Genomic DNA, 25,762 nt, shown 5'->3' with positions numbered 1-25,762 from the left:
TTCCGGTGGGGTGTAACACTGATCGGGAGCTTATCGAGTGAGGAAGCTGTATGCCTGTAGACATTAACCGCCTGATCGGCCTGACCCACGAGAAAGAAATCGAATCCGATTGCAACGTCAACGACCTGCACATTGGCTGGCACAATGAGGATCCTGCACAGAATCAAACGGATGACGCGGGGGTTGTGCACCGTGCGCCCCTGGTCAGTTGGGTGGTGGGTGGCCAGCGGCGCACCTACATTCCGACCCTGAGCTTCGAACCCAACACCGAGAAGTCGAGTTGGCTTCGGGAATTGCTCGGGGTGGAGGAGAACCCGGAGTTCCGGCCGGACGTCCAGAAGCTGGAGCAGGATATTCGCGCCGTTCTCAAGGATCATGGTCAGGGCTGATCGAGCGGTTGGACCCATCGTCGTCGACCTTCCGGAGCCAGGGACCGGCTCACTCCCTTCATCAGCGCCCCCGATCAGCCTGGTTCTTGGCGAAAGCGGACAGCTTGTACCACACTTCGGTATGTCCCCCCACTCTTAAGGATCCCCATGCCGTTTACGCCAGACCAGATTGCCGAACTCAACCTGTTGTCCCTGTTTGATTCGACTTCCTCCCAGGAAGGCATCAAGGTGCACCAGCATTCCGCCTCCCCCGAGGCCATAGCCGCCGCCGAGCGTCTCTACAGCAAGGGACTGATCACCCAGCACGATGGTGGCTACCTCACCAGCCTGGGGGTTGAGACTGTGGAACACACTCAAAAGCTGTTGTCGGTATTGTCCACCGCGTGATCACCTGGACGGCGGCCGGCAGGCGCCCGGACCGGGGCCGGCCCGGGCGTAAGGCTCAAAAGCTCAGGCCAAAGGCCGGCGAGGCCCACCCCTGCCGTGAGCTGGGCACGTCCTGCGGCAGCGGGCCACCGCCGTAGACCACCTCGTCTGCGGAGCCATAGTGCAGCCAGGTTTCAGTGGGCAAGGTGCCCGCCGGAGTCTGGCTGTAATCACACACCCCTTCAGGGAAGATGGCCGCCACTTCTTCGGCAAAGGCTTCAGGATCCGCAACCGTGGGGCTCTCGTAGTCGGCGGGATCCACCGGCCGCAGCCGGCACTTGTTGGTGAGCGTGCGGATATCGTCACCGGCCAGGGTGCGTGGCGTACCGAACCGGCTCTGCACAATCAGCGCTTGCTGATCCACCACCGCCGCTTCCAGGGGCGCCGTCAATTCAGTGGGTACGCCGGCTTCATTCAGGGCAGTCAGGTCGAGCCCGCACACCTGGCGCGAGACCGCGTCCACGATCAGGCCGGACTCCGCCGGTGGAGGCGGCAGCAGGGTGGGATCGAGCCCGGGGATGATCGGGTCCGGGTACAGCAGGTTGCCGGTCATCGGGATGATGGGTCCGTCGGGGTTGAACAGCGAGGACGTCTGCAGGCAACGATCCCGGGCCTGGGGCGGCTTGTGCGCCAGCACCTTGGCCTCCACGGGGCTGGCTGTCTCATCACCCTCGATGTTGGCCAGCCAGCGATCCATCACCACCAGGGCCTCGGTGCTGTAGACCGTGTCGCCGAACAGGGGCGCGGCGCCGTACCAGATCACGTGGTTGTCGACGTGGCCCTGGGTGGCCTCCAGCCGGGCCCGCATCTGCCAGGAATGGTAGGCATCGTGGGCGATGCCCGGGTCCGGTCCACGCAGGTCCATGATCGCCACGTTCCCCAGGTGCTCGGCGGTGTTGATGGCGCCGGTGCGGTAGGCGTTGCTCAGGGCTTGCGGGTCTGCCACCGTGCGGGTTTCCTGGAAATCGATGTCGACATTCAGCCCGCCGATTTCACGGTTGGCGGTCAGGAACTGATCGCCGGTAATCACTCCGTTCTGCAGTGACCGCAGGCCGTACTGAACGCCCACATTGTCCAGCGGAATACCGCCGAAACCCCGCGCCAGCAGCTGCTCGTTGGGAGACCAGTTCTCCACCGCGCGGGGGCCGAACTGGCTGATCATGTAGTCCAGCAGGCCACAGCGCAGGCCATCCGGCCGGGTGTCGGCGTCATAGACCTCGGCCCCGCCAGCCAGCCCCGGGCAGTCCGCCTGATCCGGATAGGCGGACGGGAAGAAGGCGGCGTCGGAGACCTGCGGATTCACCGGCAGATGGCCATAGAAGGCCGGCCATTGCACCGGCAGCAGTCCGGATTCGAACAGGCTGATCATGGGCTCGAAGAAGCCGTCCGCGGACTCCGGAGCTTCGGCGCCAAAGTGGTGGTTCAGCAGGTGGTAATCGGCGAACTGGGTGGCGGTGGTCCACACGTCCGGGTAGGAGCACTGCAGGATCAGCCCCTGGTAGATGCCCGGGTAGGCATTGGCAATGTGCTGCTGGGCAATGGCGCCGCCAGAGCAGCCGGTGCCGATGGTGTAGCGGATCTCGCCGTACTGTTCGACGATGCGCTCCTTGGCCATCATCAGCGATTCGGCCGCGGTCACCAGGTTGACGTTGTGGCCCAGGTTGGCCTGGGCGGTGGACAGGGTCATGAACCCCCGGCTCAGGGCCACAGTGATGCTGTCACCCAGCAGCAGCTCACCGCCGTCCGGGGCGGTGCCGGAGATGTCGCCGTTGGGCGGATGCCCCATGCCGTAGCTGACGCCCACGTTGCCGCCATGGTGAACGAGCACCTTGCCATTCCACTGCTCCTGGGGCGCGAGTGCGTTCCACTCCTGGCCGGGTTGGTACAGGGCCATGATCTGGTAGCGGTCGCGGTTCTGCACCCCGGTTTCCACCCGCACGATGAACGGCACCTCGTGGCCCTCATCGGTGGTCACCACGGCGATGTCTTCCTCCGCCGGCGGGTTTTCCGGGTCATAGGGGTAGAAGGCATCCGGCAGTCCGGGCTGGACGTTGTCCGGGTCATAGCTGGCCAGGTACGTCTGCAGCTTGTCCGCCGGCACGTACTTGAAGCGGTAATCCGGCGGCTGGTTGCACTGGTCGTCCACCGCCTGGGCATTGGTGCAGTTCCAGGGCTGTACCTGGGGGCCGGAGAACACCGGGCCGCCGTTGGGGTGGTTGGTGATCGTGGTCAGCAGGTACGAGTTGTCCGCCAGCCAGACCCGCAGTTCGTTGTCGCCCAGTGCCAGTCCACTCAGCAGTCCTTTCAACGTGTTTTGTCCGGTGGCCTGGAACTGCTGAGTCACCTCCCGGTCACCCAGCCAGACCGTGGCACCCTGAAGGTTGGCAGGATTGTCCGGCTCGATCTCTATCAGGGCATCGCCGCCACTGATCAGGTCTGCCCGGTTGGACAGAACCCGGATGACGCCTTCGCCTGCGAGGGGTTCCGGCTCGGGATCCGGCTTGGGCTGGCGGCCGGGCGGGGAAGCTGGGGGTGTCTGTTCGGGAGCGTTTTCGTTAACCCCGGCGACGACCGGGTCGGGAGAGGAGCTGGAGTCCGAGCCGCCACAGGCGGCCAGGCTTAGTGCCAGGCCCAAGGCTACCGCATTGCGCATTTGTAACATTTGATGTGTCCTTGTTTCATTTTGTTTTTGTTGTGGGCACTGATTAACACGATGGCAGGACGGGAAAGGTTCGCAATTAACGCAAAGGCCTGTTATGAAACCGATTAGCTTCCAAAAAGGCCAGAAGCATCAATGCCTTGTAGGGATGTTGGTGGGCGGGAGGGCAGCTGGAGGAGGGCGAGTTGGTACAAGCGTGTGGTTCGGTTACAGGAATGAACTCAATGCCAGGAATGGGCTTACATTGCTGTACGTTTATTAACCGTAAAAGTTGAACCCAAAGGTTAGCGTATTCGTCTGGTAGATAAGGCTGTCGTTTTCCGCGGCACTCCTGAAACCAAAGACAAATAGATTTGGAGTTGTACTATGAACCATTCCCTGAAGGCTTTCTCCGTAGCGGCTTTGGCAGCAGCACTTACCGCCTGTGGCGGCGGTAGTAGCAGCAGCGATGATGATTCCACCGGCAGCATGTCCCTGGATGTGACGGATGCCCCGACCGATCAGTTTGCCGAAGTCGTTATCGAGTTCACCGGTCTGACCCTGCAGCCCGCTGACGGCGAGGCCATCGAGTTCACCTTCGACGAGCCCAAGACCCTGGACCTGCTGACCCTGCAGGGCGGTGAGACCGCCCCGTTGCTGGAAAATGAGGAAGTGCCGGCCGGGGAATATTCCTGGATTCGCCTGACGCTCAATGTCGACAATTCTTATGTCACCGAAACCGGCGGCGCCGAGAAAACCCTGTTCATCCCATCCGGCGCAGAAACCGGCCTGAAACTGGTCAGCGGCTTCACCGTGGCCCAAGGCGGCTCGTCCAGCTTCACCATTGACTTCGATGCCCGTAAGTCCATCGTTGATCCCCAAGGGGCGGTGGCCGATTACTTCCTGAGGCCGGCCCTGCGCTTGGTGAACAACCTGGAGGTGGGTTCCATCGCCGGTACCGTGGATGAGTCCACGGTGATCCAGACCGAATGCGCGGACAGCTCCCAGTATACCGGCATGGTTTACGTCTACGAGGGTAGCGATGCCACGCCGGATGACCTGGGCAGTGCCAACGAACCCCTGGTAGCGGTGCCGGTTGCCTATGACGAGGAGTCGACCACCTACTCCTTCAAGGCAGCGTTCCTGCTGGAAGGTGACTACACCGCCAGTTACTCCTGCGATACCGACGACAACGAAGCCGACGAAGAGCTGACCTTTGTCGGCACCCAGAACGTCGCTGTCGTCGCCGACAGCGAAGCGACAGCCAACTTCCCGGCGGAATAAACCGCCTGCTGCCAGGACGGCCTGCCAGGCAGGCCGTCCTGGCGCCTCCTTCTCCTGTCTCAATAAACCCCAGGCTTGCCCTCCGTCGATACTGCCCCCGCAGCGCAAGTAATTCAGGAGCACTCTGGGACTATTCCCGTCAATCCGGTTATGCTTGAGTTGATCACCGGCCCAGTGATGGTTGCGCGTCGGTGGGAGAAGCGTTCCACGATTGATAAAGAGCACTGGATGCGAAAAGTCGCTGCACTGGTTTTGCTGGTTGTCTCCTGCTGGGGGCACGCCCAGGCCCTGTCCCCTGATGATTCCCGTCCTCCGCGCATCGGCGTGTTCCTGGTGGCGGACACACCCTTCTGGAACCGAGTTGCCCTATTTGCCCGGGCAGCGGGGGAGAGTCTCGGGGCGGAGATTGAGGTGTTCAATGCCGGTCTGGACCGGGTCCGGATGATGCGGCAGCTGGATTGGGCCGCAAGGGGCGTGCATGGCTCATTTGACGCCTTGGTGTTTCCCAACTTCTTGCAGACGGCGGTCTATATGCTTGAAGCCTGTGAGCGGGAACGCATCACTTGTGTACTGTTTAACAGCGATCTGGATGCCCAGGAAGGGGCCTTGCTGGGGCAGCCCGAGCGCCGGTTCCGCTATTGGACCGCCCACCTGGTGCCGGACGATGTCCAGGCCAGCGCCGCGATGACCCAGGCTCTGGTGGATCGCGCAGCGGCAACCCGCCCCGAGCGTCCGTTGTCGATGGTGGGGGTGAACGGATATCGGGCCGATGCCCCGGCTGTGGCCCGGGAGCAGGGCATGCGCCGGGTCATCGAGGCCCGCGATGACGTCCGGATACGTCAGGTGGTCTACACCGACTGGAGCGGCGAGGACGCCTACACCCGTACCCTCGGGCTGTATCACCGGTATCACGAGCTGGATTTCATCTGGTCCGCCAACTACCGCAGCACCACCGGTATTCTTCGGGCCCTGAAGATGGCCGGTGCCTCGCCCGGTTACGATGTCTTTGTCAATTCCTTTGGCCTCGGGGCGGAGATGTTCCGGCAATTGGCCGATGGCGAAATCGAGATCACCGCTGGTGGGCATTTTGTGGAGGGAGCCTGGGCCGTAATACTGGCGTTCGACGCACTGTTGACGCCGCAAAGCGAGGTGTCAGGGATCAAGCTGCATACGCCCCTGTTACTGGTGACCCAGGACAACCTCGATGACGTCCGGTTGGCGCTGGAGCGCCTGGAGAGTGAGCCAGAGCGGGTCTTTGATGTGGACTTTCGGCAGTTTTCCCGGCGTGGTCAGCCTGAACCCCGAGACTACCGGTTTTCGTTCGAGCCCATTCTCCGCGCGTTGATTGAGGGGGCAGGTGCGACCCTGGGCCCTGTCGGCACCCTTTGACCGCCTCCTGAGGTCTCAGGTCGCGCTCCGCGCCCGCCGCAATGCCCGTTCGGCTCGGGATTCCCGATCCGACAGTTCCCGTAGGCCCGCTTCCACGTAAACCAGGTGTTCATGGGACTTCAGCTGAGCCCCTTCGGCATCGCCGGCCAGGATGGCCTCCAGCAAGGCCTGGTGCTGCTGTAGCAGTTGGCGGCGCGACGTCTCTTTCTCGAACAGTTGGCTGAGGTTGCCAGCAATACTCTGTTGCAGCAGATTGAATAGCCCGCGAATGGTGTGTAGCAGCACCACGTTGTGGGCCGCCTCGGCAATGGCCAGGTGAAAGGCCGCGTCCGCTTTTGCCTCGGCCGCCGGGTCCGCCAGCTGGTGCGACGCTTTCAGGGCCCCGAAGGCGGATGTCAGCGACTCCCTGTCCGCCGGTGTCGCACGAAGGGCGGCGTAGTAGGCGGACTGGCCTTCCAGGGAGTGCCGGAATTCCAGCAGGTCGTGCTGGAACTCCGGATGGGAGTCGAGGAGACCCAGAAGTGGGTCGCTGAACGAGCTGCCCATGCGCTCGCTCACGAAGGTTCCCCCGCCCTGGCGACTGGAGAGTAGGCCCTTGGCCGCCAGTTTTTGGATGGCCTCCCTCAGGGAAGGGCGGGAGACGCCAAAGAGGTCGGCCAGCTCCCGCTCCGGGGGCAGTTTCTGGCCGGGCTTGAAGCTGCCCTCGAGAATCATGGCCTCCAGGCGCTGCATGATCACGTCGGACAGTCGTTGGGGGCTCACCCGATTGTTGCTCATGGTCGGTCCGTTCCTCTGGTAGTGGACGGTTGGCGGTGCGTTTCTTTGTTCACCATCTTAATTAAAACAAAGTGGTAATACCAATTATCTGGTGGTCGGAAGTGCTCCCCTGATGACAGGGATTCAGGCCGTTGATGAGTAATCTCCTGGCCGGTCAGTAATCAATTGGGGGTGTTAGACCATGGTCTTGGTGTTGAGGTTGGCCATTGACAGCCAATGCATCCGCTCATTAGGATTGATGGGTTCTTATGGTAAATTGGTAATACCAATTAATGTTGCCAGGTGGATCCCTATGAGCGATGTCGTCAAGCTTTACCCCGCCAAGCCCAGCAAGGTGTATTTCTACGCCACCTGTCTGGTTGACCTGTTCTACCCGGAAGCCGGCATGGCCGGTATCCAGTTGTTGGAACGGGAAGGCATCGAAGTCCTGTTCCCCGACGACCAGACCTGTTGCGGCCAGCCCGCCTTCAGTAACGGCTTCAACGACCAGGCCAGGGATGTGATCGTCTCTCAGCTGGACCTGTTTCCGGAGGATTACCCGATAGTGGTGCCGGCCGGCTCCTGCGGCGGCATGATCCGCAAGCACTATCCCGAGCTGTTTGCCGGTACCGCCTGGGAGGCACAGGCCCGGGCGCTGGCATCGCGGACCTGGGAACTGACCGACTTTTTGCTCAATGTCTGCCACATCCGCCTGCAGGACACCGGCGAGCCGGTGCGGGTCGCCATGCACACCTCCTGCTCGGCCCGTCGCGAGATGGGCGTGGCTGAGGTGGGGCCCAAACTGTTGGGGCAGCTACAGCAGGTGGAGCTGGTGGCGCAGGCCCGGCCGGCGGAATGCTGTGGCTTCGGGGGCACCTTCGCAGTGAAGCATCCCGAGGTGTCGGCGGCCATGGTGGCGGACAAGACCGACGCCCTGGAGGCGGCTGGCGCGGACACCTTTGTCACCACCGATTGCGGCTGCCTGATGAACATCGCCGGGTATGCCGAAAAACAGCAGCGGCCAATCCGTGGCCAGCACATCCTCAGCTTCCTGTGGCAACGCTCCCAACAGGCCGGGGAGGGCGAGGCATGACCGTGGGTGGCCATCAATCCGACGTTCGCCAGTTCCATCCCCGGGCCCGGGCCGCTCTGGACAACCCCCAGATCCGGGCCAACTTCCGTTCCGCCATGGACGGGTTGATGGGCAAGCGTCAGGCCGCGTTCGAGGGTTGGGACCTGGAGACCCTGCGGGACCTGGGGGCGTCGATTCGGTTGCGGGCACTGGCGAAGCTGCCGGAGCTGCTGGAAACACTGGAGGCGAACTGCACCCGCCAGGGTATTCAGGTGCACTGGGCGGAAACCGGCGATGAGGCCTGTGGCATCATCCGGGATCTGTGCAGGGCCCGGGGAGCCAGGCGCGTGATCAAGGGTAAGTCCATGGTCTCGGAGGAAATGGAACTCAATCAGTTCCTGGAGGCTGAAGGCATCGAGGCCCTGGAATCGGACCTGGGCGAATACCTTGTGCAGCTGGCACAGGAGACCCCATCCCACATCATCATGCCGGCGATCCACAAGAACACCGATGAGATTTCCGAGTTGATGCATGAGAAAACTGGCACTGACCGGTCGGGGGATGTGGCCTATCTTACCGCCAGTGCCCGTCGGCAACTGCGGGAAAAGTTCCAGCAGGCAGAGGTGGGAATCTCCGGGGTGAACTTTGCCGTTGCCGAGACCGGCACCCTGTGCCTGGTGGAGAACGAGGGCAATGGTCGCATGACCACCACGGTGCCGCCCTGTCACATTGCCGTCACTGGAATCGAGAAGGTGGTCGAACATCTGGAGGATGTGGCGCCCTTGCTCTCGCTGTTGACCCGGTCGGCCACCGGGCAACACATCACCACCTATGTGAACCTGATTTCCGGCCCGCGCCAGGCCGATGAGCTGGACGGCCCGGAGGAAGTGCACCTGGTACTAGTGGACGGCGGCCGGTCGGCCATTTACCAGGACCCGGAGCTGCTGGATACCCTGCGCTGCATCCGTTGCGGCGCCTGCATGAATCACTGCCCGGTGTACACCCGGGTGGGGGGGCACAGCTATGGCACCACCTATCCCGGGCCCATCGGCAAGATCCTGATGCCCCACCTGCTGGGGCTTGAGGCCACCCGCGATCTGCCGTCGGCCTCGTCCCTGTGCGGAGCCTGTGGTGAGGTGTGCCCGGTGCGCATCCCCATCCCCACGCTGTTGCAGCGATTGCGGAAGGAATCCGTCGATGGGGATCGACTGCGCCCGTCGGTGGTCAAGGGTCGCGGGGTCAAGCGAACCTGGTCGGAAGCGTTGGCGTGGCACGGCTTCCGGTGGTTTGCGGCGCATCCCGGCCGCTACCGGCTGCTGGGTTGGATGATGAGCCGCTTCCGGGGCCTGGCACCACGACGCCTGGGGGCCTGGACGCGTTACCGGAGCGCCCCCAAACCCGCGCCGCAAACCCTGCACGAACTGATGCGCCAACGAAGTCGGGAGGGCCGGTCATGAGCAGCGCACGAAGCACAATCCTGGCACGGCTGCGACAGGGACGGGCGGGACAGGACTGGTCGGCGCCAGACAGTGATTTCTCCGTCGTGGCCGAGCGGCGCTGGACCGCCGCCGAAAAGCTGGACCGGTTCGAAGCGCGGATGACGTCCGTCAACACCGAGGTGGTCCGGGTGCCGGAGTCCGACTGGGTGGAGTGCCTGAAAGGACGGCTGCAGGAAAAGTCCCTGGCCAACCTGCTGGTGGCCAGTGAACTCGCTCACGGGCGGGCGCTGGCTCGATCCTGGGAGGGCGGTGATCCGCAGCTGGTGGCCTACAACCGGCCCTTCGAGCAGTGGCCGGCCGGGCTGTTCAATCACGTCGAGGCTTCCCTGACGGGATGTCGCGGCGCAATAGCGGAGACCGGAACGCTGATTCTCTGGCCGACGCCCCAGGAACCCCGGCTGATGAGCCTGGTGCCTCCAGTCCACTTTGTCCTGCTCCATGCCAGCGAGCTCTACGCCACACTCTCCGAGGCGATGGCCGATCAGGACTGGGCCGGGCGGGGTATGCCCTCCAATGCGGTGCTGGTGTCCGGCCCGTCCAAGACAGCGGACATCGAACAGACACTGGCCTACGGTGTCCATGGACCGCGAGAGCTGGTGGTACTGGTGCTTCAGTGACGAAGTGTGGGTGCTTATTGGTCGGGACGGTTTATTCCTGCCCGGGCCCCCTCTATGCTGAGGGTGTGAGTCGTCATGCCGGCTCATCCCCGGCTCACAGCCCAAGGAGCGCCCCATGTACACTCTCTATGTTCTTCCCGGCGCCTGTTCTTTGGCGGTCCATGTGGTGTTGCGGGAACTGGCGCAGGATGTGACGCTGATCCATCGCGATTCCGTCCGCGACTATCGGGCCCTGAACCCCGTGGGGACGGTGCCCACCCTGGTCAGCGACAACCTGGTGCTGCGTGAGAGCGTGTCGATGATCCTTTACCTGCTGGAGAAACACCGGAGCGACCTGCTGCCCACGAACCAGGTCAAGCGGCGCCAGGCCCTGGAAGACCTGCTGTTCGCCAACGCCACCCTGCAACCGGCCTATGGCCGCCTGTACTTCCTCAACCGGCACGCCTTCGAGCCGTCCGCCCGGCAGGCCTTTGTGAGTGCCTGCAAACGGAGGTCAATGCCCTGTGGCAGGTGCTCGATGATCGCCTGGTCCGACAGCCCTTCCTGGCGGGGAACCAGTACGGCGTGGCGGATATCCTGCTGGCGGTCTACGCCCGCTGGGGCGATGAACTCGGGTTGGATATCCAGCTTGGGCCCCGGGTGGTGCGTCTGGTGGAGCGGGTCACCGCCCTGCCGTCGTTCCAGCAGGCTTTGCAGGCAGAGGCCCGGTTCCGGACGCCCGATGCGCGATAGCGTTGTCAGCAAAGGTCCGCTAACGCCGCGCGTTGGCTCGTAACCATGTCAGGGCGTGGCCGTGGGCCGATTCCTGTAACTTCATCGCCGCTGCCAGTCCCATCAGGCTGATGCCCAACGGAAGTAGCAGTGCCAGCCGGTAGTGGGGGAGTTCCAGCTGTCCATCACCGGCTATCTGAGCCGCCGCTTCCAGCAGGGCGCCAAAGCCGGCCTGCACCAGGGCGGCGAACAGAAACGCCCCCATATTGACCAGCGCGGTGGCGACGCCGACATGGCTCAGCGCGACCGATTCCCGGGTCGCCGAGAAAATGACCGCCACCTGGGCACCAGAGAGGCCAAGCAGCACGAATAAGGTCAGCGCACCCCAGCCCGGTCGCCAGTTGGCGCAGGCCATCGCGCCCCAGGCCACCACGGACAGCGCGGCCGCCGCCACGATGAGCGGTTTGCGGGCCTGCAGGCGGTCCGCCAGCCAGCCGGAACACAGCGAGCCCACGCCATAGATCGCCAGCGTGACGGTGGGATACCAGGCGGCCTGGGTGTGGGGGATGGCGAAACCGTCGGTCATCATCGGCACCGCCCAGAGGCCAACAAACGCATAGAGGGTACCGTTGGTGCCCCCGACGCACAGCAACAGTAGCCAGACCTGACGTTCTCCCATCACCTTGCCCATTCCCGGAAGACCGCTATTGGCGCTGTGATTGCGGCCTGGCAATTGGGTGGGCGGATGACGGCAGAACTGCACCAGCAGCAGGACCGCAATCAGGGCGACACCGGCGGTGGCCAGTATCAGCGTCCGCCAGGGGAGAGCGGTCAGCAGAAGGGCGGTAGGACCCTCGGCCGCTATGCTGCCCGCGGCGGCGAGCAACATGGTGACCCCCACCACCCGGGCATGCTGGTTGGCTGGAAAGCACACCGCGTTGTATCGCATCAACCCCGAGAATACCGCGGCCAGGCCCAATCCCATCAGTCCACAGCCGACGAGAAGGGCGGTCAGGTCCGTGGCCAGCGCAAACAGCACAGCGCCGACAATCGTGACCGTGCCGCCCAGCAGGGCGGTGCTTCGCACCCCCAGTCCATCTGCCAGGACACCGGCGGGAACCTGGGCCAGGGTGTACGCCCAGAAGTGCATGGACGCAACGAGCCCCAGCATCACCACCGACAGCCCGAGCTCCTGCTGGATGCTGCTGGCCATGGTGGCGGGGGCAAAGCGGAAGAAGAACCCGCAGACAAACAACATGACCAGGGGCAGCCATCCAGCCCACCGCAGCATCGGGGAGGCTATCGAACACGCCGGCTTAGGGCTCATAGCAGCCGATCCATTGTCCCATGCGCTGTTGCATCAGCTCAGCAAAATGGGCAACCACCGGCTCCACCGGCGTATAGTGGCCCCGCACCCCGTTATGCAGGCCCAGCAACTGGTACTCGGTGATCCGGTCGTCCTCCTCGATCACCTGGTCCAGGCGCTGGAAGTACAGCGGTGCAATCCGGTCAAAATCGTCCCGTTCCAGGGTCTCCTCGTGGAAGGCATATCCCACGTCCACCTGGGTCTGGGTGGCGGAAATGGGCGTTTTCTGGATCCACCACATCACTTCGGGCGCGGTGACGATGAAAAAGCCCGGTAACAGTACGCAGAAATGGGTGCCCGAACAGGCAGGCCCGCTCAGATCCTCCGGTGCCGGAAAGGCCAGGTGACGTTTCTCCGGTAACAGCCCGGGAGAGGCGCTGTGGCGGTGGAACACCCCGAACCAGTTGGCACTGTGCTCCACTGGGGTCACCGGCTGGCTGCCGATGGAGTGCTGGTGGACGAAGTTGGTGTGGAGGGTTTCCATGTCCACCTCCACATAGAGCTTCCAATTGGTGTTCAGCGAGTAGCTTTTCTCCTGCACGGTGACCATGCGCTCGGTCCGGTAGTGGCGGGCTACGTTGCTGGTGTAATTTCCCAGGAAGTCGGACAGTGACCCGGTGTGGTCCGGATCCAGGTGAATGAACACCAGACCATGACTGACTTCACACGGGAGCTGTTGCAGGTTCAGGGACTGCCGGGGGATGTCGTTCCGGGACAGCAGGCCACCCAGCCCGGGTGCCCGCTCCAGCTCACCCTGAGTGTTATAGGTCCATTGGTGAAAGGGGCAGGTCAGCTTATCCAGGGTGCCGCAGGCGGCCAGCGTCAGGGGCGCGCCCCGGTGCCGGCAGCTGTTCAGGAAGGCGCGAATCACGCCGTCCTGCCCTTTTATCACGATAACGTGCCGGTTCAGCAGGCGGCGGGTGATGAACCGTCCGGACTCTGGCAGGGTGGAGGCCAGGCAGGCAAAGTGCCATGCTGGGTAGTGGACTTCGCGCAGTTCGGCCTGAAACCACGCCTCGCTGGTGTAGGTCTCCGGCGCCAGCATTCTGGCCAGTTTGAGGGGGCGGGGGGTGGAGGTATCAATCGGAGTCGGTGATGTGAGCGCCGTCATTGCTGGGTCTCCTGCGCAAGGGGCGGCTCATTGGAGCCGCGGAATCGCTACTGAGAGACTACCGAGGGGTAAGCGCTGGAGTGAAACGAAGTTTTTTGCTGGCGGCTATCAAGCTTTTTGATGCCTCCGGCTTCAGGTGCAATACTTTGTCAGATAACATCCACGCAGTTTTCAGGATTGTCGAGGCATGGGAGGGGGCAGTGAAGTGGAGCTTGGAACAACTGCGCACATTTATTTGTGTGGCAGACGCGGGCGGTTTTTCCAAGGCTGGTGAGCGGCTTTTTCTGGCCCAGTCGACCATCAGTTGGCAAATCAAACAGCTGGAAAATCAGATCGGCACGCCGTTGCTGCGACGTGAACCCCGCGGGGTTTCCCTGACCGATAAAGGGATGGCGTTCTACCAGCGTGCCCGGGCCGTCATCGAGGCCAATGAGGCGGCGGAGTCCTGGCTGGCCTCCGGGGCCGGCGAACCAACGGTGATTCGGGTAGCCACCACCGAATGCTATGCCGACTGCTGGTTGCCGGACCTGATGCGCAAATGGAAGCAGCGATGCCCGGCGGTGCAGGTGGTCGTGGAGTGCGGGTTCAGCACCGACATCTGGGAGCGATTCCGTCTTGGCGAGATCGATATCGCCCTGGCGCAGCATTGCCCCCAGGATATTGAGGGAGAACGGGTTCGGCTGGAACCCCTGGACTGGGTGTGTTCCCGCAACACGGCACTCTGGGAGCGGGAGGTGCTGCCGCTGGCGCTGTTCGAGCAGGGGTGCCCGGACCGGGAGATCATGCAGCGGGCGCTGACCAGTGCCGGCCGCTGTTTCCAGCTGGAATTCGAGACCCACAGTTTCTCCGGCATGCTGGCGGCGGTACAGAGCGGCCTGGCGGTGGCCGCGTTACCCCGCAGTACGATTCCCGAATCGCTGGAGCGGCTGGGATCAGGCTGCGGATTGCCCCAGTTGCCGGCGCTCAATGTGATGGCGGCCGTTCGCAGCGGTCCCAATGGGGTACTGGCCACCCAGTTTCGGGACGAGATCAAGGCGTACCTGCGTGGCACCCTGCAGCGGTGGCCGGAACCAAGGGAGCTGGCAGGCTGACCTTTTACACCGGCTGGCAGCACCGTCGTACAGTCAGGTTGCCCTGGCCGTTGTGGGTTGCCCGGTCGGCGAGTGTGCCACATCCAGACTGCAGCTGATTCGTTCTTTGCCCCGGCCAGCGTTCTGGCGCTGGACCTGAAGTTGGCCAATCGAACCGGTGCGTTTGAGATGGGTGCCGCCGCAGGGGATGACAAAACCCTCGCATTCCCAGTAGCGAGCGTCCGGGTGCATGTCGCCGGAAAACACGCGGATGGACGCGTCTTGCCTGATGATGTCGTTAGCGACCCGTTCGATGGCGGCCAGCTCCTGCCGGCTCACTTTTTCATTGGTCAAGAAATCGAACTGGGCATAGCCGTCGCGAACATGGCAACTGGCGGAGTGTTCAATCAGGTCTGGGCGTATTTCGGCAATGCCCATGTACAGCACGTGTGAGGCGCTGTGGGCGGTGGATAAGCGCTGACGCCGGGCGGCGTCGATGTCGATCCGGACCTCGTCCCCCACCTCCAGGCCCGACATGACGGTGTAATCGTCGGCATGCACCCGATGCAGTATGATGCCGCCCGCCTGAACCCGGACGGACTCCGACAGCTGAAGGGGAGTGCTGCGGACCTTGCGACAGTGGACGAAGCGGACAATGCGACCGGAGCGCAGACTGGTGATGGTGCCGGTATCGGATTCCTGACCGCCGCCCGCCGGATAGGCGATGGTTCTGTCCAGCTCAATGGTATCCCTGTCCAGGTTAACAATGGTTGCCCGGGCGGTACTGAGTGAGGGATCGAGGTAATACTGCTTGATGGTTCTTCGCATTGGCCTTCCTGCTTCATAGCCAGACTCCAGCTCGAAAGGTTCTGCCATGGCAGGCGCCTGTGGCGTCTGCACCATGCCGGCTGGGACGCTTCCAGATTACAAATACGCTGAGGTTGGTGGAAACGAAATTACTTGATAGCCGCGATCAGTCTGGTTGATAGGGGCAGTTTTACTCGGCCCAATGGGGGGCAGGTAGCCAAAGGGATTAGGGGGGCTCTGATTAACTCCTCGACCGCCTCTGAAGGGTGCATCCGCAGTGTTGCGGTCTTTGCCCAGGGCTCTTCGGCCATTGGCTGCGAACCGCTGGGTCTGCCGCCGTCAGACGTCACAGAGCCGATTCAGGCGTTAATCAGAGGCTCCTTAGTCTTCTTCCTGGTGTTCGGTGCTTATAACTGCAGCGGGTTAGTCTGGAACGACGGGATTTCGGGTTGGCAGATACGCTGCCGCCCGGCGGATTTGGCCTGGTATAGGGCGTCGTCTGCCGCCTTCAGCAGTTGCTGGGGAGTGCTGTGGGGGCTTGGGATCATGGTGGCCACCCCGATGCTCACGGTGACCCAGTCGCAAATGGGGGACGATTCGTGGCGGATGCGCAGGTTATCGACGCTGGTCAGGATCCGTTGGGCGACATCCCCGGCGCCACTTGGCTCTGTGCCAGGCAGGAGGACGACAAACTCTTCGCCACCGAGCCTGGCCGCCAGGTCTGCAGGCCTGCGCAGGCAGTTCCTCAGCTGCGTGGCAATCAGGACCAAACTGTCATCGCCGGCTCCGTGACCATAGGCATCGTTGTACAGTTTGAAGTGGTCGATATCGACAAACAACAGTGACAATGGGGTCTGTTCCCGCTGCAGCCGCTCCCACTCGACATTCAGGGCCCGGTCGAAGGCCCGGCGATTGGCAATGCCCGTGAGGGCATCGTTATTGGCCTGGTCACTGAGTTTTTGCCGGAGTTCTTCGTTGACCTGGAGGTTGTGGTCGATCAGCACCGCCTGCAGGAACTCGGTTTTTTCCCGCTCATCCAGCTGCCAGGCTATGAACAGGGAAACAGCCGCCACGAACACGTAGTAGTACAGCAGGTTGCTCCAGTTCAGGGTGTAGGCATCGATCAGCAAGTCCGATGCGATTGTTAACAGGCTGGCGGCCAGCAAGGTAGACACGATAGCCCGGAACGACAGTCGCAGGGCCAACACCACCACAATCACTGCCAGAGAGCAGAAATAGCTTTCCGTCACACCGAGTGCCGGGTTGGCGAACACACTGGGGAAGGTGGCCAGCTTGGCCAGGACCAGGGTGGAGGGCATCGATACAATCAGCGAAAAGTAGGGCAGGGCCCGCTGGGGCAATACCGCCAAAATACCCCCGGCAACGCACAGGGTGACGAAGGCAGAGCCGATAATCCACAGCAGCAAGCCATCCTGTTGGAGTTCGTGCCAGCAAAACAGGGTGTTCAGGCCCACGATGCCGATGACCAGCAGCATGAGCAGAGGGGAGCCCAGGGTGATGTAGCGGCGCAGGTCGCGGTGCCGGAAATGGCCGTAGGCCGTTTTCAGGGATGGCGGTAAGCTAAGAAACAGGGCCCCGCTGTTGAGCCTTTCCTGCAGATCGCTGGCCAGAGTCTGGTCGATGACCGCCTCCGGCAACGGAGGAAGAATACGCTGTTCCATAATGTTGATTGCCCTGGCCGTCCAGCCTCCGATGGCTTTTACCCATCAATTCGGTGAGTCTGTCCTGTCCGTGTGAGGGTGAATTGACATTATCACCAAATTCTAAACATTTGTACCACTCGACAGGATTGGCCAAAAAGCGCGCATCCAAAGCGGAGCCGGGCCAAAGGCAACATGGGTCTTAGGGGAGGCTCTATTTAATACCAAAACCAGAACGTGGGCTGAGGAGCCCGTCGCTCGGTACGGATTCCCTGCCGTTCCAGGATGGCGATCAGCGTCTCGGTATCGGCACGGTTGAGAAAGTCGCCTAGGGCCAGGGTGGTGTCTCGGTGCTCCAGATAAAGCTTGGGCGGCGATTCGGGGTGGCTTCCAGGGCTCAACACCAGTCGGGTGTACAGTCGGGGCAGGGACCATTCCGCCTGTTTATCGCGGTGGCCCTTTTCCAGGCGGAGGTCGTCGCCGGAAATGGTCAGCACTTCCTGTCGCTGACAGGCATGGGCGGTGGCATAGATGGCTGCGGCCAGCGCCAACAATTCCAATCCCGCGAGGGGCAGAACCACCCAGGCCCCTATCAAGGCCATGCCGGTGGCGACAATCAGCGAGAGCAGGGCCAGAGCGCACCAGGTGCGGACGTTGCCACGCCAACTGAGGGAATGGTTCGGCGCCAGTAACAGGCGTGTTTCCTGGCGTCCCGGTAGTTGTTGCACCATGGCGGCCTTCCCGAACGGGGCCGATTGCCCTCTGCGTTCTCGGAGTCCAGGAATGAGCGGGAATCCGGTTGGTTAAAAAATGTTCGGCGTGTTTCCTACGATAGGACGTCCCGGTTCGAAATGCTACAGGCCGGAACGCCTTGTCCGATTCGTGGTGTTGTGTCAGTGCTTGCCTTGTTTGTACCTGCTACCTGATCTTGAATGAGACATGGACAGCGACATGGAGGCTGACATGGGAGACTCTGTCTATCAACTGATCTACATCAGCACGGCATCGGTACTGCTCGATGAGCCCACGCTGCTGAAGATGCTCCAGCACTTCCGGCAGAATAATGCAGTCCGGGAAGTAACCGGCCTGATGCTGTACTGCGATGGCAACATACTGCAGTTGCTGGAAGGCGACGAAGCCGAGGTGGAGTCCCTTTTCTGTGTTATCGCATCCGATCCCCGCCACGAGTCGGTGACGCGCCTGTATGCCGGACGCTGTGGCCAGCGGGATTTTCCCGAATGGCGCATGGGGTTCCAACGATGGGCCCCGGCCCAGTTGCCATTGGACCCGGACGGGTTCAGCCGGATAGCGGAAAATCCGGACATTGCGAACGCGCAAGTCGACGAGCTGTCGCCGGAGGTGCAGACCATCCTGCAGGCGTTCCGTCAGGCCTCACGGATCTGAGTGTGACGATCCGGTCAGGCTCATCAGGGTGGCCTGCTGGAGTTCCTGAAGGTGGTCACTGATGGTGACCGGATAATCACCGCCGTCCTTCAGGCTCAATAACGCCTCGGGCAGTCGGTGTAGTGCTTCGTGACAGTAACGCCGGCTGTCGTCCAGACTGGCGATGGCGCCGGGGACCAGCTTGCCCGCTCGGAGTGTCGGGATAAGCAGTGGGGTACCGTCACAGGCTTCCTCGCGCCCGGCGATGGTATCCCCGGCGTACTGGCCGCTGCCATCCTGTTGTCGAAACACCTGCTTGGCGCCCGGGAACGATTGCTTGCCCGGCGAGTTCTTCATTCTCGGCTGGCCATCGTATTCGGTCAGTTTGTAGGCCAGGTCCAGGGTTGGGGAATCGCTGGCGGCGCCCAGGGCGGTGCCGACGCCAAAGCCGTCTATGGGAGCACCGGATTCATTCATGGCGTGAATGGCGTATTCGTCAAGACCGCCACTGGCAAGGATGCGGATATGCTCGAATCCGGCGTCATCCAGTCGCTGCCTGCAATAGCGGGCCTGCTCGGCCATATCGCCGGAATCCAGTCGAATGCCGCTGATGTGGGCCTCCGGGTCGGTGGACAGCCACTGGATAATCCGGTCCACCGCTTCGCGGGTGTTGTAAGTGTCCACCAGCAATGTGGTGCCGGGGTATAGTCGGACGTAGGTCTGGAACGCCGCCAGCTCGTCGTCATGGGACTGAATGAAACTATGAGCCATGGTGCCACGCACCGGCAGACCGAAATCCTGCCCCGCCAGGATATGGCTGGTGCCTGCCAGTCCGGCTATCTTGTAGGCCCGGACACCGCGGTAGGCCGCGTCCAGGCCATGCATGCGACGCATGCCGAAATCGATCACCGGGCGTTCGCCGGCCGCCTGCACGATGCGGGCCGCCTTGGAGGCGAGCAGGGTTTCCAGGTGGACATAGTTCATGACCAGGCTTTCCAGCAATTGCGCCTCGATCACCGGCGCCTCTACCTCGAGGAAGGGCTCCTGGGCAAAGACGGGAGTGCCTTCCGGCAGGCAGCGAACGTCGCCGCTGAAGCGGAATTCCGCCAGCCAGGCGAGGAAGTCCGGTTTGAACATCTCCAGCTGCCGCAGTCGTTCGATCTGGGCCGGGGTGAAGTGCAGGTCACGGATCACCCTGCATACGCTCTGTTGGCCGCAGGCCAGCATGTAATTTCGATGTGGGGGCTGCTTCCGGTAGAACAGGCTGAACACGGCAACCTGATCATGCTGCGCCGCCCAGTACGCTTGCGCCATGGCCAGTTCGTACAGATCCACCATCAATGGCCACTCGGCTGTTGGCAGCAGATCGTGGCCGTTGTCGGTACTCATGCTGGAATGACCTTGGCTCCGAGTGCAGCCAGTTCGCTGAACACTGCTTCGGAGTCCTCCTCTTTCACTGCGCGGGTTCCTTCGCGGGGCAAGACGACGGCGAAACCGTGCTTGAGAGCGTCCCGTACCGTTGCTGCAACGCAGACGTCCAGGGCAAGCCCCAGCACCCGCAGTTGGGTGATACCGCGTCGCTCCAGGAAGCCCGCCAGGCCGGTACCGTCAAAGGCGGAATAATTGTCCTCATCGAACGCTGTGCCCTTGCTGACCCGGACGGCGTCGTCCGGTAGCGGCATGGAGGCGTGAAAGGCTGCTCCCGGGGTGTCTTGAACGCAGTGCACCGGCCAGGGGCCGCCCTGATCCTGGAAACTGCAGTGGTCAACCGGGTGCCAGTCCCGCGAGGCGATGATCAGCTCGCCGTTCTGGCGGGCCCGGGCAATTTCGGCGTTCACCGTGGGGAAAATACGGTCACTGCCGGGCACTGCCAGCGAGCCGCCTTCACAGAAATCATTCTGAATATCCACTAACAGCAATGCTTCGGTTGTCGCTGTGGCCATGTTGTCCTCCTGTTCTCAAGCATAAAGCGGGCAGACCCATATCGGTCGCCGATGAAAACAAGCGGCACCAGGACATCTCCTTAAGTAAACTCTGGGCGCAAATCGGGCGTTTAACAAGTCCCTGTCTCTGTGACCGGAGATTGGCTGAAAGGTTGGATCGGTGTTGTGGGCGGCGCGCCGAGATCCGACAGAGGCTGCCGCGGCCAGCATGGCCACCAGGTCGTGGTCTTTAGTAAAGGGAGTAACAGGTCCAATGATGCCGGTGGGAATGCCGGCATCGCTGAGTGCGTGGATCATGTTCGGGGGAGTGGCCGGTACCCGGACGCTGTTTATAGGCACAGTAGTCAAAGATTACGCCAACTCCGCCCCCTATGAAATCGATGGGTCAGTTGGCCGAACCGAAGGGGGGGTCGTATATCTGCCAGTCCTGATAGGGCTGATGGACCTTGCGATGCAGCTGTCGGAGCCGCCCTTGGGCTTCCAGCGTCTCAAGTGCCTGCTGTAGAATGGCTTCAGTCCGGCGACCGCGCTCACCCTTGGGCAGAATAATGACGTCGTCATAGCATTCGAACAGGCTGCGATGAATGCTCTTTAGCTGAAGCTCCCGCAACACCTGGTCAGCCTCTTCCTGGGCACCAAGAAACCCGTGAACCCGTTTCAGGGATGTCTGCCGGAGGCCTTGTTCTATCCGGTTGACCTCTTCCACCGGCAGGTCGATAAACTGAGCGCTGCCTCGCATGATTGATAGGCGGTAGGGGTAAGGCTGGGCATGCTTGTGCCGGTATAGTTGTTGCGGGGTCAGCCGGTCGTCTACATGGGAGTACAGCACCAGGCAAACCTGCCCCATCGGTTTGTTCATCAGGCGAAAGGGCCGCCCCTCATCCGAGTAGTGAGGACTCCGGAGCATAGGCAGGTGAAAATCCGCGACATCGCTGGTAACGTTCTGGATGGAGCGGGCGAACGGATATACGCCAATGGATATGCTGCCCTCGCTGTAAACCTCGTCCATGGCTTTGACCAGTTCAATGAACGGGCCCTGGGAGGGGGGTTCGGCCAAGGTGGGAATATAGGCAACACTGGCCCGAAGGTCTGTGGCCCAGGCAGGCAAGGTTAGCAACCACAAGGCCATTAGCTGGAGGGGTAGCGCGAAAGCTGCGGATCGGGGCCGTTGCATGGCGACTAATGCGGCTTGGTGCGTCGAGTGGACGAGCATAATGAGTCTTGATGAACCTCAGGCCGGTGTTAATGGATTGCTGGTTTGGTAGCGCCCCTCTATTTTTCTTTCATCGTGTGCATGAAAGAGTATATGTAATGGTTTAACACCGCTCCAACTTAATGATGCTTAGCTTTCGCGCTTCTGCTCCCGTGATGGGGGACTGGCTCAACTTCAGTGAATTCATGGACCACCATTAGGTCAGTTATAACGTCTTTGGTCAGAGAGTGACCTGGGCAAACAGCTCCGGCACCTCCGCATCCCACCCGAATTGCTCCTGTAGGTGCCTGCGCATCATGTCACTGGCCAGCGGCTCCCCATGGGTCACGTACACCCGTTCCGGCGCCAGTTGGCCCTGGCTGAGCCAAGCCAGGATTTCCTCGTAATCGCCATGGGCCGACAGCATGTCCAGGTTGTGGATCTCAGCCTTGACCGGCCAGTACTCGCCATGGATCTTCACCGACTCGGCACCGTTGACCAGGGCATCGCCCCGGGTGCCCGGGGCCTGGAAACCCGCGAAGACGATGCTGTTGCGGGCGTTGGGGAGCAGTGTCTTGAGGTGGTGAAGGACCCGTCCGCCGGAGGCCATGCCGCTGGCGGACACAATAATGCAGGGGAAGCGTTTGCTGTTCAGCTCGATGGAATCCTCCACGGTGCGAACAAACTCCGTGTTCTCGTCAATCAGGCTGCATTCGCTCCTGCTTAATCGGTGCTCCTTGTCATGACGGCAGAAAATTTCGGTGGCCTTGATGGCCATGGGGCTGTTCAGGTACACCGGCAAGCGCGGTATCCGGCCCTTGCTCATCAGTTTATGGATCAGGTACAGCAGCATCTGGGCCCGACCGACGGCGAAGGCGGGGATCAGCACAATGCCGCCGCGGCTGGATGTACGAGTGACAATCTCCTCGAGTGCCCGTTCCGGATCGACCTGCTGATGCAGGCGATCACCGTAGGTGGACTCGCATACCAGAATGTCCGCCCGATCAATGGGCTCGGGAGGTCGCATGATCAGATCCCGCTGTCGACCGACATCGCCACTGAACACCACCGTGCGGTCGCTTTCTTGGTGCCGGACGTGAACACAGGCCGAGCCAAGGATGTGGCCAGCCGGGGTAAACTTCACGGAGACGCCCCGCACCGGTTCGATGTCCTCGTGGAAATGCGCCGGTTCGAAATGCTTGAGAGCCTCCCAGGCGTCCTTTTCCGTGAAAAGCGGTTCAGGGTGGGCGTGGCGGGAGAAACCCTTGCGCCAAGCGTACTTGGCATCTTCTTCCTGCAAGTAGCCGGCGTCGGGCAGTAATACCTTGCATAACTCGTGGGTCCCCCGGGTGCAATAGATCCGTCCCTTGAAGCCCTGTTTGACCAGGGCAGGCAGGTAGCCGGAGTGGTCTATGTGCGCGTGGGTCAGCACTACTGCATTGATGGACTCCGGAGAAACCGGGGAGGGCGACCAGTTACGCCGCCGCAAGGTCTTGACGCCCTGATAGAGGCCACAGTCGACCAACAGCCGATGTCGGCTGTCCGACAACAGGTAGCGGGAGCCGGTCACCGTGCCGGCGCCTCCAAGAAACCTGAGATCCATAGTCTGCTTCTCCTGATCTGGCGGGTTATTTGTACTATGGATCAATTCAGCCAGTTGCGCCTTGATCTGAGACAGCTTGGCTTGTGCTGCTGGCGCCCTAGTCTTGCTGGGGTCTGACGGTCAGGCCCAGCCACAGTGCGCCGTGATCCGCCGGATCCTGGCGTACGGTGCGGCCGTCGCTGAGCCGGTAGCGCCACCGTTCCTGAAAGTAATAGCTGCCGCCCAGGCTGACCCGGAGCTGCTTGAGGACTTGCCATTCCAGGGTAAGGCTGGTGTGCCAGCGCCGTTGTTCAAGCCGGCCGGCGTGTTCGAGCTCCTGGTCCCTGACCCGCCAGTTTCCGCCGTCGGGGCCCAGGCGCAGGCGCACCAGGCTGCGAGTGTGCCAGTGCCACTCCGCGACCGAATCCGGCACTCCCAGGGCCAGTTGCAGGTGTTCGCCGGGTGCCCGTTGCCATTGGATGGTGGGGTAGGGTAGGTAATCGCCCAGGCGGCTGTCTGCACGAATGCCCAGGTATCCCATTCCCCGGTCGCCGTATTCGTAGGTTCGCACCACTGCTCCATGGATCCGCCAGTCTCTCGCGGTCAGGGTATCGAGGTTGCGCAGCACGTTAGAGGAAACCGCCAGCACCGGTGCGAGCTCCAGCTGCCACGGGCCGAAGCCGCGTTGCCAGCCCATGGCGAGGGTATGCACATGACCATTGGTCGCCGGTGCGCGTCCGTCCACCTCCGGCAACTGGAAGATCCGATAGTTGTGGCTAGCCAGCCAATGGCCGGTCCGGTGGTTCCCAGACAGGCGTTTCAGGGTCAGCCGGGTTTCCCGGTAGCCGCTCTCGGCGTCGCGATTGACCGCGCTGGCACTGACCTGCCACTCGGCAAAGGCTTCGGGGGCGCCGGCCAGGACGATCAACAAGATGGCAATGTGAAAGGGGGAGGCAGCCATGGCAAGCCTCGTATGAGGTCACTGCTACTAGGCTGGAATACGGCGCGGAAAAGCGCAAGCGGCGCAGGATTTTTGGGGGTTGAGGCAATCCGGATGGTCAACAAAGGCGGGGAGCGAATGCCCCCGCCTTTCACGCAGCATTGTGGGGACGATCAGGGGCGTCCGTAGACGGCAATTTCGCTGCCGGCCATGGTCAGGCCCTGCACGGCCACCGAGCCTATGCTGCCACCACCGACCTGGACGTCGCCCATCCATACGTCGAGGTTGGAGTCGCCGATGGACAGCCGCATGGCGTTGGGCTGAACACCGCCTGGGTCACTCAGGCGGCTGCCCGAACCGATGGTGATGGTGTTGGAGGCCATCATCGCGCTGGTGATGGTGCCGCCACTCATCAGGGTGTCGAGGTTGCCGCCGGCCGCTATCCGAACATCACGCAGCTTGAGGCCAATGATGTCCAGGTCTGCTTCCAGATTGTCCACGGCGAACGACGATGATACCACCAGGGAGCCGGTGTCTCCGCCGCCGACGAAGGGGTTGGAGTTGGTGGCGGTAATGGTGGTCTCACCCACCAGGGCCTGAATTTCCAGGTTGGAAATCAGGGTGGTGGTCGGGGCGTCGGTCATGGTGGTGCCCAGGCCGATGCTGTCGACACCGATGCCCACCTGGAAGGGATCCGTGGTGCCACGGTTGGCGAGCTTGATGACGGCGTCCCCGTCAGCCTCAATGTCGACGTCAATCTGGAGTTCCAGGTTGTCGTAGATCGGGTTGCCGGATCCGTCGGTGCCGGATTGCCAGCCAGACAGGCGGATGTTGTCCACCAGCAGGGCCCCCATACCAACGCCACCGTCGTTCTGGGAGTAAGCTACACGGTCAATGTTGATGTTGGCATCCACTTCCACGGTAATACCGGCCTGGCCGGTAACATTTCCCATGGCGGTGTCGTCCATTGGAACCAGACCCTGCGCCATAACAGGTAAGGCTGTGGTGGCTGTCATCACAGCGCACGCAAGTTTTTTAATTGAAGGCATTATTATTGTCCTCGGGCAGAATTCAGGATGTTTTCTTGGTTGGCCATCCCTTGCCGGCGTTGATCAGCGCCTCGAGAACTTTTTAGGTCGTTCGTTATTTTTGTTGGTTATTTTTTTGTTTGTCTGCTTTCTTGGTCCCCGCCAATCCCCAGCGGAGAGTCTGACCCAGACAGCTCACAACATAGCGTGTCTTGCGACAGTTGGGGATAGGGTGGTGACCGGTTTCACAATTATTTACCTGGGTTTTGTGATCCAGTTCCGCTTTTGAGCGTCGTTTCAATCAAATCATGCAACCTGGGCTCGATGACCTGCTGGATGGCGTTGCCTACCTGCCATTGCCCCTCTTCCTGCCAGTAGGGCACCACATGCAGGACGCCCAGGCCCGCCAGATGCTGCATTTCGATCAGCAGGTAGCGGACATTCTTGACGTCCCTGCCTTCGGCAGCCAGCTCCGCCTCAAATTTTGCCAGCAGTTCATCGGTCAGGGGGCCTGTGCCCTCGGTGGTGATGTACAGCAGGCTGGCGATCAGCGCGCCATCCAGCGCCCCCTGAACCACCGTTTGCTGGATGGCGTGGGCGGCCACATCCGGCGGCACCTGTTGTTCGGCGGAGAGACGAATGAACCGACCGCTGCCTTCGTAATCGCCGATGTAGGCGAAGGGGCGGATTCCGCCCCGGTCCCGAATCTGTCCGAGGGCTTCGTCAATGGACGATTCCAGCAGGTGTTGGAGATTGCCCAGCACCACCTCGCGGTCGGACTCGCTCAGGGAGCGAAACACCGTGGTGCGAACCTGATCTTCGTCGGAGTTGGCGGTTGCCAGGCCGGGAGCGGCCAGCAACGCCATCACCAAGAGTAACCGAAGGCTTTTCATAGAGG

The 25,762-nt window shown here is 61.9% G+C and carries 25 protein-coding genes and 1 pseudogene; 12 read left to right on the top strand and 14 right to left on the bottom strand.

Going from position 1 to position 25,762, the window contains the following annotated elements; all coding sequences use genetic code 11:
* The first annotated feature begins 50 nt into the window (after positions 1–50).
* A complete protein-coding gene (locus R3175_RS08950) occupies positions 51–389 on the top strand; it encodes a hypothetical protein (RefSeq protein ID WP_318943896.1) in 339 nt (112 codons plus the stop codon).
* A gap of 147 nt (positions 390–536) precedes the next feature.
* Complete coding sequence (locus R3175_RS08945) at positions 537–776, top strand: TIGR02647 family protein (protein WP_318943894.1); 240 nt, start codon at positions 537–539, stop codon at positions 774–776.
* A 55-nt stretch (positions 777–831) separates the two neighbouring features.
* Here R3175_RS08945 and R3175_RS08940 read toward each other — a convergent pair whose 3' ends face one another.
* Positions 832–3,477, bottom strand: coding sequence for a DUF6351 family protein (locus R3175_RS08940; RefSeq protein ID WP_318943893.1), 2,646 nt, complete (start codon positions 3,475–3,477; stop codon positions 832–834).
* Between the two features lie 363 nt (positions 3,478–3,840).
* On the opposite strand from R3175_RS08940, the gene R3175_RS08935 reads away from it, so the two are divergent.
* Both R3175_RS08935 and R3175_RS08930 read left to right on the top strand, forming a co-directional pair.
* Positions 3,841–4,737, top strand: coding sequence for a DUF4382 domain-containing protein (locus R3175_RS08935; protein WP_318943891.1), 897 nt, complete (start codon positions 3,841–3,843; stop codon positions 4,735–4,737).
* 228 nt (positions 4,738–4,965) lie between these two features.
* Positions 4,966–6,126 carry an ABC transporter substrate-binding protein gene (locus R3175_RS08930; RefSeq protein WP_318943889.1) on the top strand — a complete coding sequence of 387 codons (1,161 nt, stop codon included), beginning with the start codon at positions 4,966–4,968 and terminating at the stop codon, positions 6,124–6,126.
* Between the two features lie 15 nt (positions 6,127–6,141).
* On the opposite strand, the gene R3175_RS08925 is transcribed toward R3175_RS08930, so the two are convergent.
* Entirely contained in the window at positions 6,142–6,903 is a 762-nt protein-coding gene (locus R3175_RS08925; protein ID WP_318943887.1) for an FCD domain-containing protein, read from the bottom strand.
* Positions 6,904–7,195: 292 nt separating this feature from the next.
* Between R3175_RS08925 and R3175_RS08920 the strand changes: the two genes are divergently transcribed.
* The 5 genes and pseudogenes from R3175_RS08920 to R3175_RS08900 all read left to right on the top strand — a co-directional run bounded on the left by R3175_RS08920 (position 7,196) and on the right by R3175_RS08900 (position 10,802).
* Positions 7,196–7,975, top strand: a complete 780-nt coding sequence (locus tag R3175_RS08920; RefSeq protein ID WP_318943886.1) for a (Fe-S)-binding protein — start codon at positions 7,196–7,198, stop codon at positions 7,973–7,975.
* Positions 7,972–9,411, top strand: coding sequence for a LutB/LldF family L-lactate oxidation iron-sulfur protein (locus R3175_RS08915; RefSeq protein ID WP_318943883.1), 1,440 nt, complete (start codon positions 7,972–7,974; stop codon positions 9,409–9,411). Before R3175_RS08920 ends, R3175_RS08915 begins: the two co-directional genes overlap by 4 nt.
* A complete protein-coding gene (locus R3175_RS08910) occupies positions 9,408–10,070 on the top strand; it encodes a lactate utilization protein (protein ID WP_318943881.1) in 663 nt (220 codons plus the stop codon). Before R3175_RS08915 ends, R3175_RS08910 begins: the two co-directional genes overlap by 4 nt.
* A 115-nt stretch (positions 10,071–10,185) precedes the next feature.
* Positions 10,186–10,338, top strand: a pseudogene (locus R3175_RS18130) (glutathione S-transferase); the annotation flags it as partial.
* Positions 10,339–10,550: 212 nt separating this feature from the next.
* Positions 10,551–10,802: a glutathione S-transferase family protein gene (locus R3175_RS08900; protein ID WP_413231750.1), complete on the top strand. Its 252-nt coding sequence runs from the start codon at positions 10,551–10,553 to the stop codon at positions 10,800–10,802.
* 19 nt (positions 10,803–10,821) lie between these two features.
* On the opposite strand, the gene R3175_RS08895 is transcribed toward R3175_RS08900, so the two are convergent.
* Together R3175_RS08895 and R3175_RS08890 are read right to left on the bottom strand one after the other, a co-directional pair.
* Positions 10,822–12,039 carry an MFS transporter gene (locus R3175_RS08895; protein ID WP_318943878.1) on the bottom strand — a complete coding sequence of 406 codons (1,218 nt, stop codon included), beginning with the start codon at positions 12,037–12,039 and terminating at the stop codon, positions 10,822–10,824.
* A 58-nt stretch (positions 12,040–12,097) separates the two neighbouring features.
* Complete coding sequence (locus tag R3175_RS08890; protein WP_318943877.1) at positions 12,098–13,258, bottom strand: aromatic ring-hydroxylating dioxygenase subunit alpha; 1,161 nt, start codon at positions 13,256–13,258, stop codon at positions 12,098–12,100.
* Between the two features lie 200 nt (positions 13,259–13,458).
* Between R3175_RS08890 and R3175_RS08885 the strand changes: the two genes are divergently transcribed.
* On the top strand, positions 13,459–14,349 hold the full coding sequence (locus R3175_RS08885) for a LysR family transcriptional regulator (protein WP_318943875.1): 891 nt from the start codon (positions 13,459–13,461) through the stop codon (positions 14,347–14,349).
* Between the two features lie 33 nt (positions 14,350–14,382).
* Here R3175_RS08885 and R3175_RS08880 read toward each other — a convergent pair whose 3' ends face one another.
* From R3175_RS08880 to R3175_RS08870, 3 genes are all read right to left on the bottom strand, one after another.
* The gene (locus R3175_RS08880; RefSeq protein ID WP_318943874.1) at positions 14,383–15,156 is read right to left on the bottom strand and encodes an alanyl-tRNA editing protein; all 774 of its coding nucleotides are present in this window, start codon (positions 15,154–15,156) and stop codon (positions 14,383–14,385) included.
* 386 nt (positions 15,157–15,542) lie between these two features.
* Positions 15,543–16,817: a diguanylate cyclase gene (locus R3175_RS08875; protein WP_318943872.1), complete on the bottom strand. Its 1,275-nt coding sequence runs from the start codon at positions 16,815–16,817 to the stop codon at positions 15,543–15,545.
* Between the two features lie 197 nt (positions 16,818–17,014).
* On the bottom strand, positions 17,015–17,527 hold the full coding sequence (locus R3175_RS08870) for a DUF2244 domain-containing protein (RefSeq protein WP_318943871.1): 513 nt from the start codon (positions 17,525–17,527) through the stop codon (positions 17,015–17,017).
* A gap of 232 nt (positions 17,528–17,759) precedes the next feature.
* Between R3175_RS08870 and R3175_RS08865 the strand changes: the two genes are divergently transcribed.
* Positions 17,760–18,200, top strand: a complete 441-nt coding sequence (locus R3175_RS08865) for a BLUF domain-containing protein (protein WP_318943869.1) — start codon at positions 17,760–17,762, stop codon at positions 18,198–18,200.
* Here R3175_RS08865 and R3175_RS08860 read toward each other — a convergent pair.
* The 6 genes from R3175_RS08860 to R3175_RS08835 form a co-directional block, all read right to left on the bottom strand.
* Entirely contained in the window at positions 18,189–19,568 is a 1,380-nt protein-coding gene (locus R3175_RS08860) for a nicotinate phosphoribosyltransferase (protein WP_318943867.1), read from the bottom strand. The genes R3175_RS08865 and R3175_RS08860 overlap by 12 nt on opposite strands.
* A complete protein-coding gene (locus tag R3175_RS08855) occupies positions 19,565–20,122 on the bottom strand; it encodes an isochorismatase family protein (protein WP_318943866.1) in 558 nt (185 codons plus the stop codon). Before R3175_RS08855 ends, R3175_RS08860 begins: the two co-directional genes overlap by 4 nt.
* Positions 20,123–20,507: 385 nt before the next feature.
* Complete coding sequence (locus R3175_RS08850; RefSeq protein WP_318943865.1) at positions 20,508–21,230, bottom strand: hypothetical protein; 723 nt, start codon at positions 21,228–21,230, stop codon at positions 20,508–20,510.
* A 325-nt stretch (positions 21,231–21,555) separates the two neighbouring features.
* The gene (locus R3175_RS08845) at positions 21,556–22,917 is read right to left on the bottom strand and encodes an MBL fold metallo-hydrolase (protein ID WP_318943863.1); all 1,362 of its coding nucleotides are present in this window, start codon (positions 22,915–22,917) and stop codon (positions 21,556–21,558) included.
* A gap of 97 nt (positions 22,918–23,014) precedes the next feature.
* The gene (locus tag R3175_RS08840) at positions 23,015–23,857 is read right to left on the bottom strand and encodes a hypothetical protein (protein ID WP_318943861.1); all 843 of its coding nucleotides are present in this window, start codon (positions 23,855–23,857) and stop codon (positions 23,015–23,017) included.
* A 152-nt stretch (positions 23,858–24,009) separates the two neighbouring features.
* Positions 24,010–24,825 carry a DUF6160 family protein gene (locus R3175_RS08835; RefSeq protein WP_318943859.1) on the bottom strand — a complete coding sequence of 272 codons (816 nt, stop codon included), beginning with the start codon at positions 24,823–24,825 and terminating at the stop codon, positions 24,010–24,012.
* Between R3175_RS08835 and R3175_RS08830 the strand changes: the two genes are divergently transcribed.
* The gene (locus R3175_RS08830; protein WP_318943955.1) at positions 24,788–25,153 is read left to right on the top strand and encodes a hypothetical protein; all 366 of its coding nucleotides are present in this window, start codon (positions 24,788–24,790) and stop codon (positions 25,151–25,153) included. The two genes, R3175_RS08835 and R3175_RS08830, sit on opposite strands and share 38 nt — an antisense overlap.
* Here the strand turns inward: R3175_RS08830 and R3175_RS08825 are convergent.
* Positions 25,116–25,757: a hypothetical protein gene (locus tag R3175_RS08825; RefSeq protein ID WP_318943857.1), complete on the bottom strand. Its 642-nt coding sequence runs from the start codon at positions 25,755–25,757 to the stop codon at positions 25,116–25,118. The two genes, R3175_RS08830 and R3175_RS08825, sit on opposite strands and share 38 nt — an antisense overlap.
* Positions 25,758–25,762 lie beyond the last annotated feature (5 nt).

The sequence above is a fragment of the Marinobacter sp. genome, from assembly GCF_033722735.1.
Taxonomy (GTDB): Bacteria; Pseudomonadota; Gammaproteobacteria; order Pseudomonadales; family Oleiphilaceae; genus Marinobacter.
The sequence above is the reverse complement of the archived record's forward strand: the minus strand, read 5'-3'. Positions and strand labels throughout refer to the sequence as shown.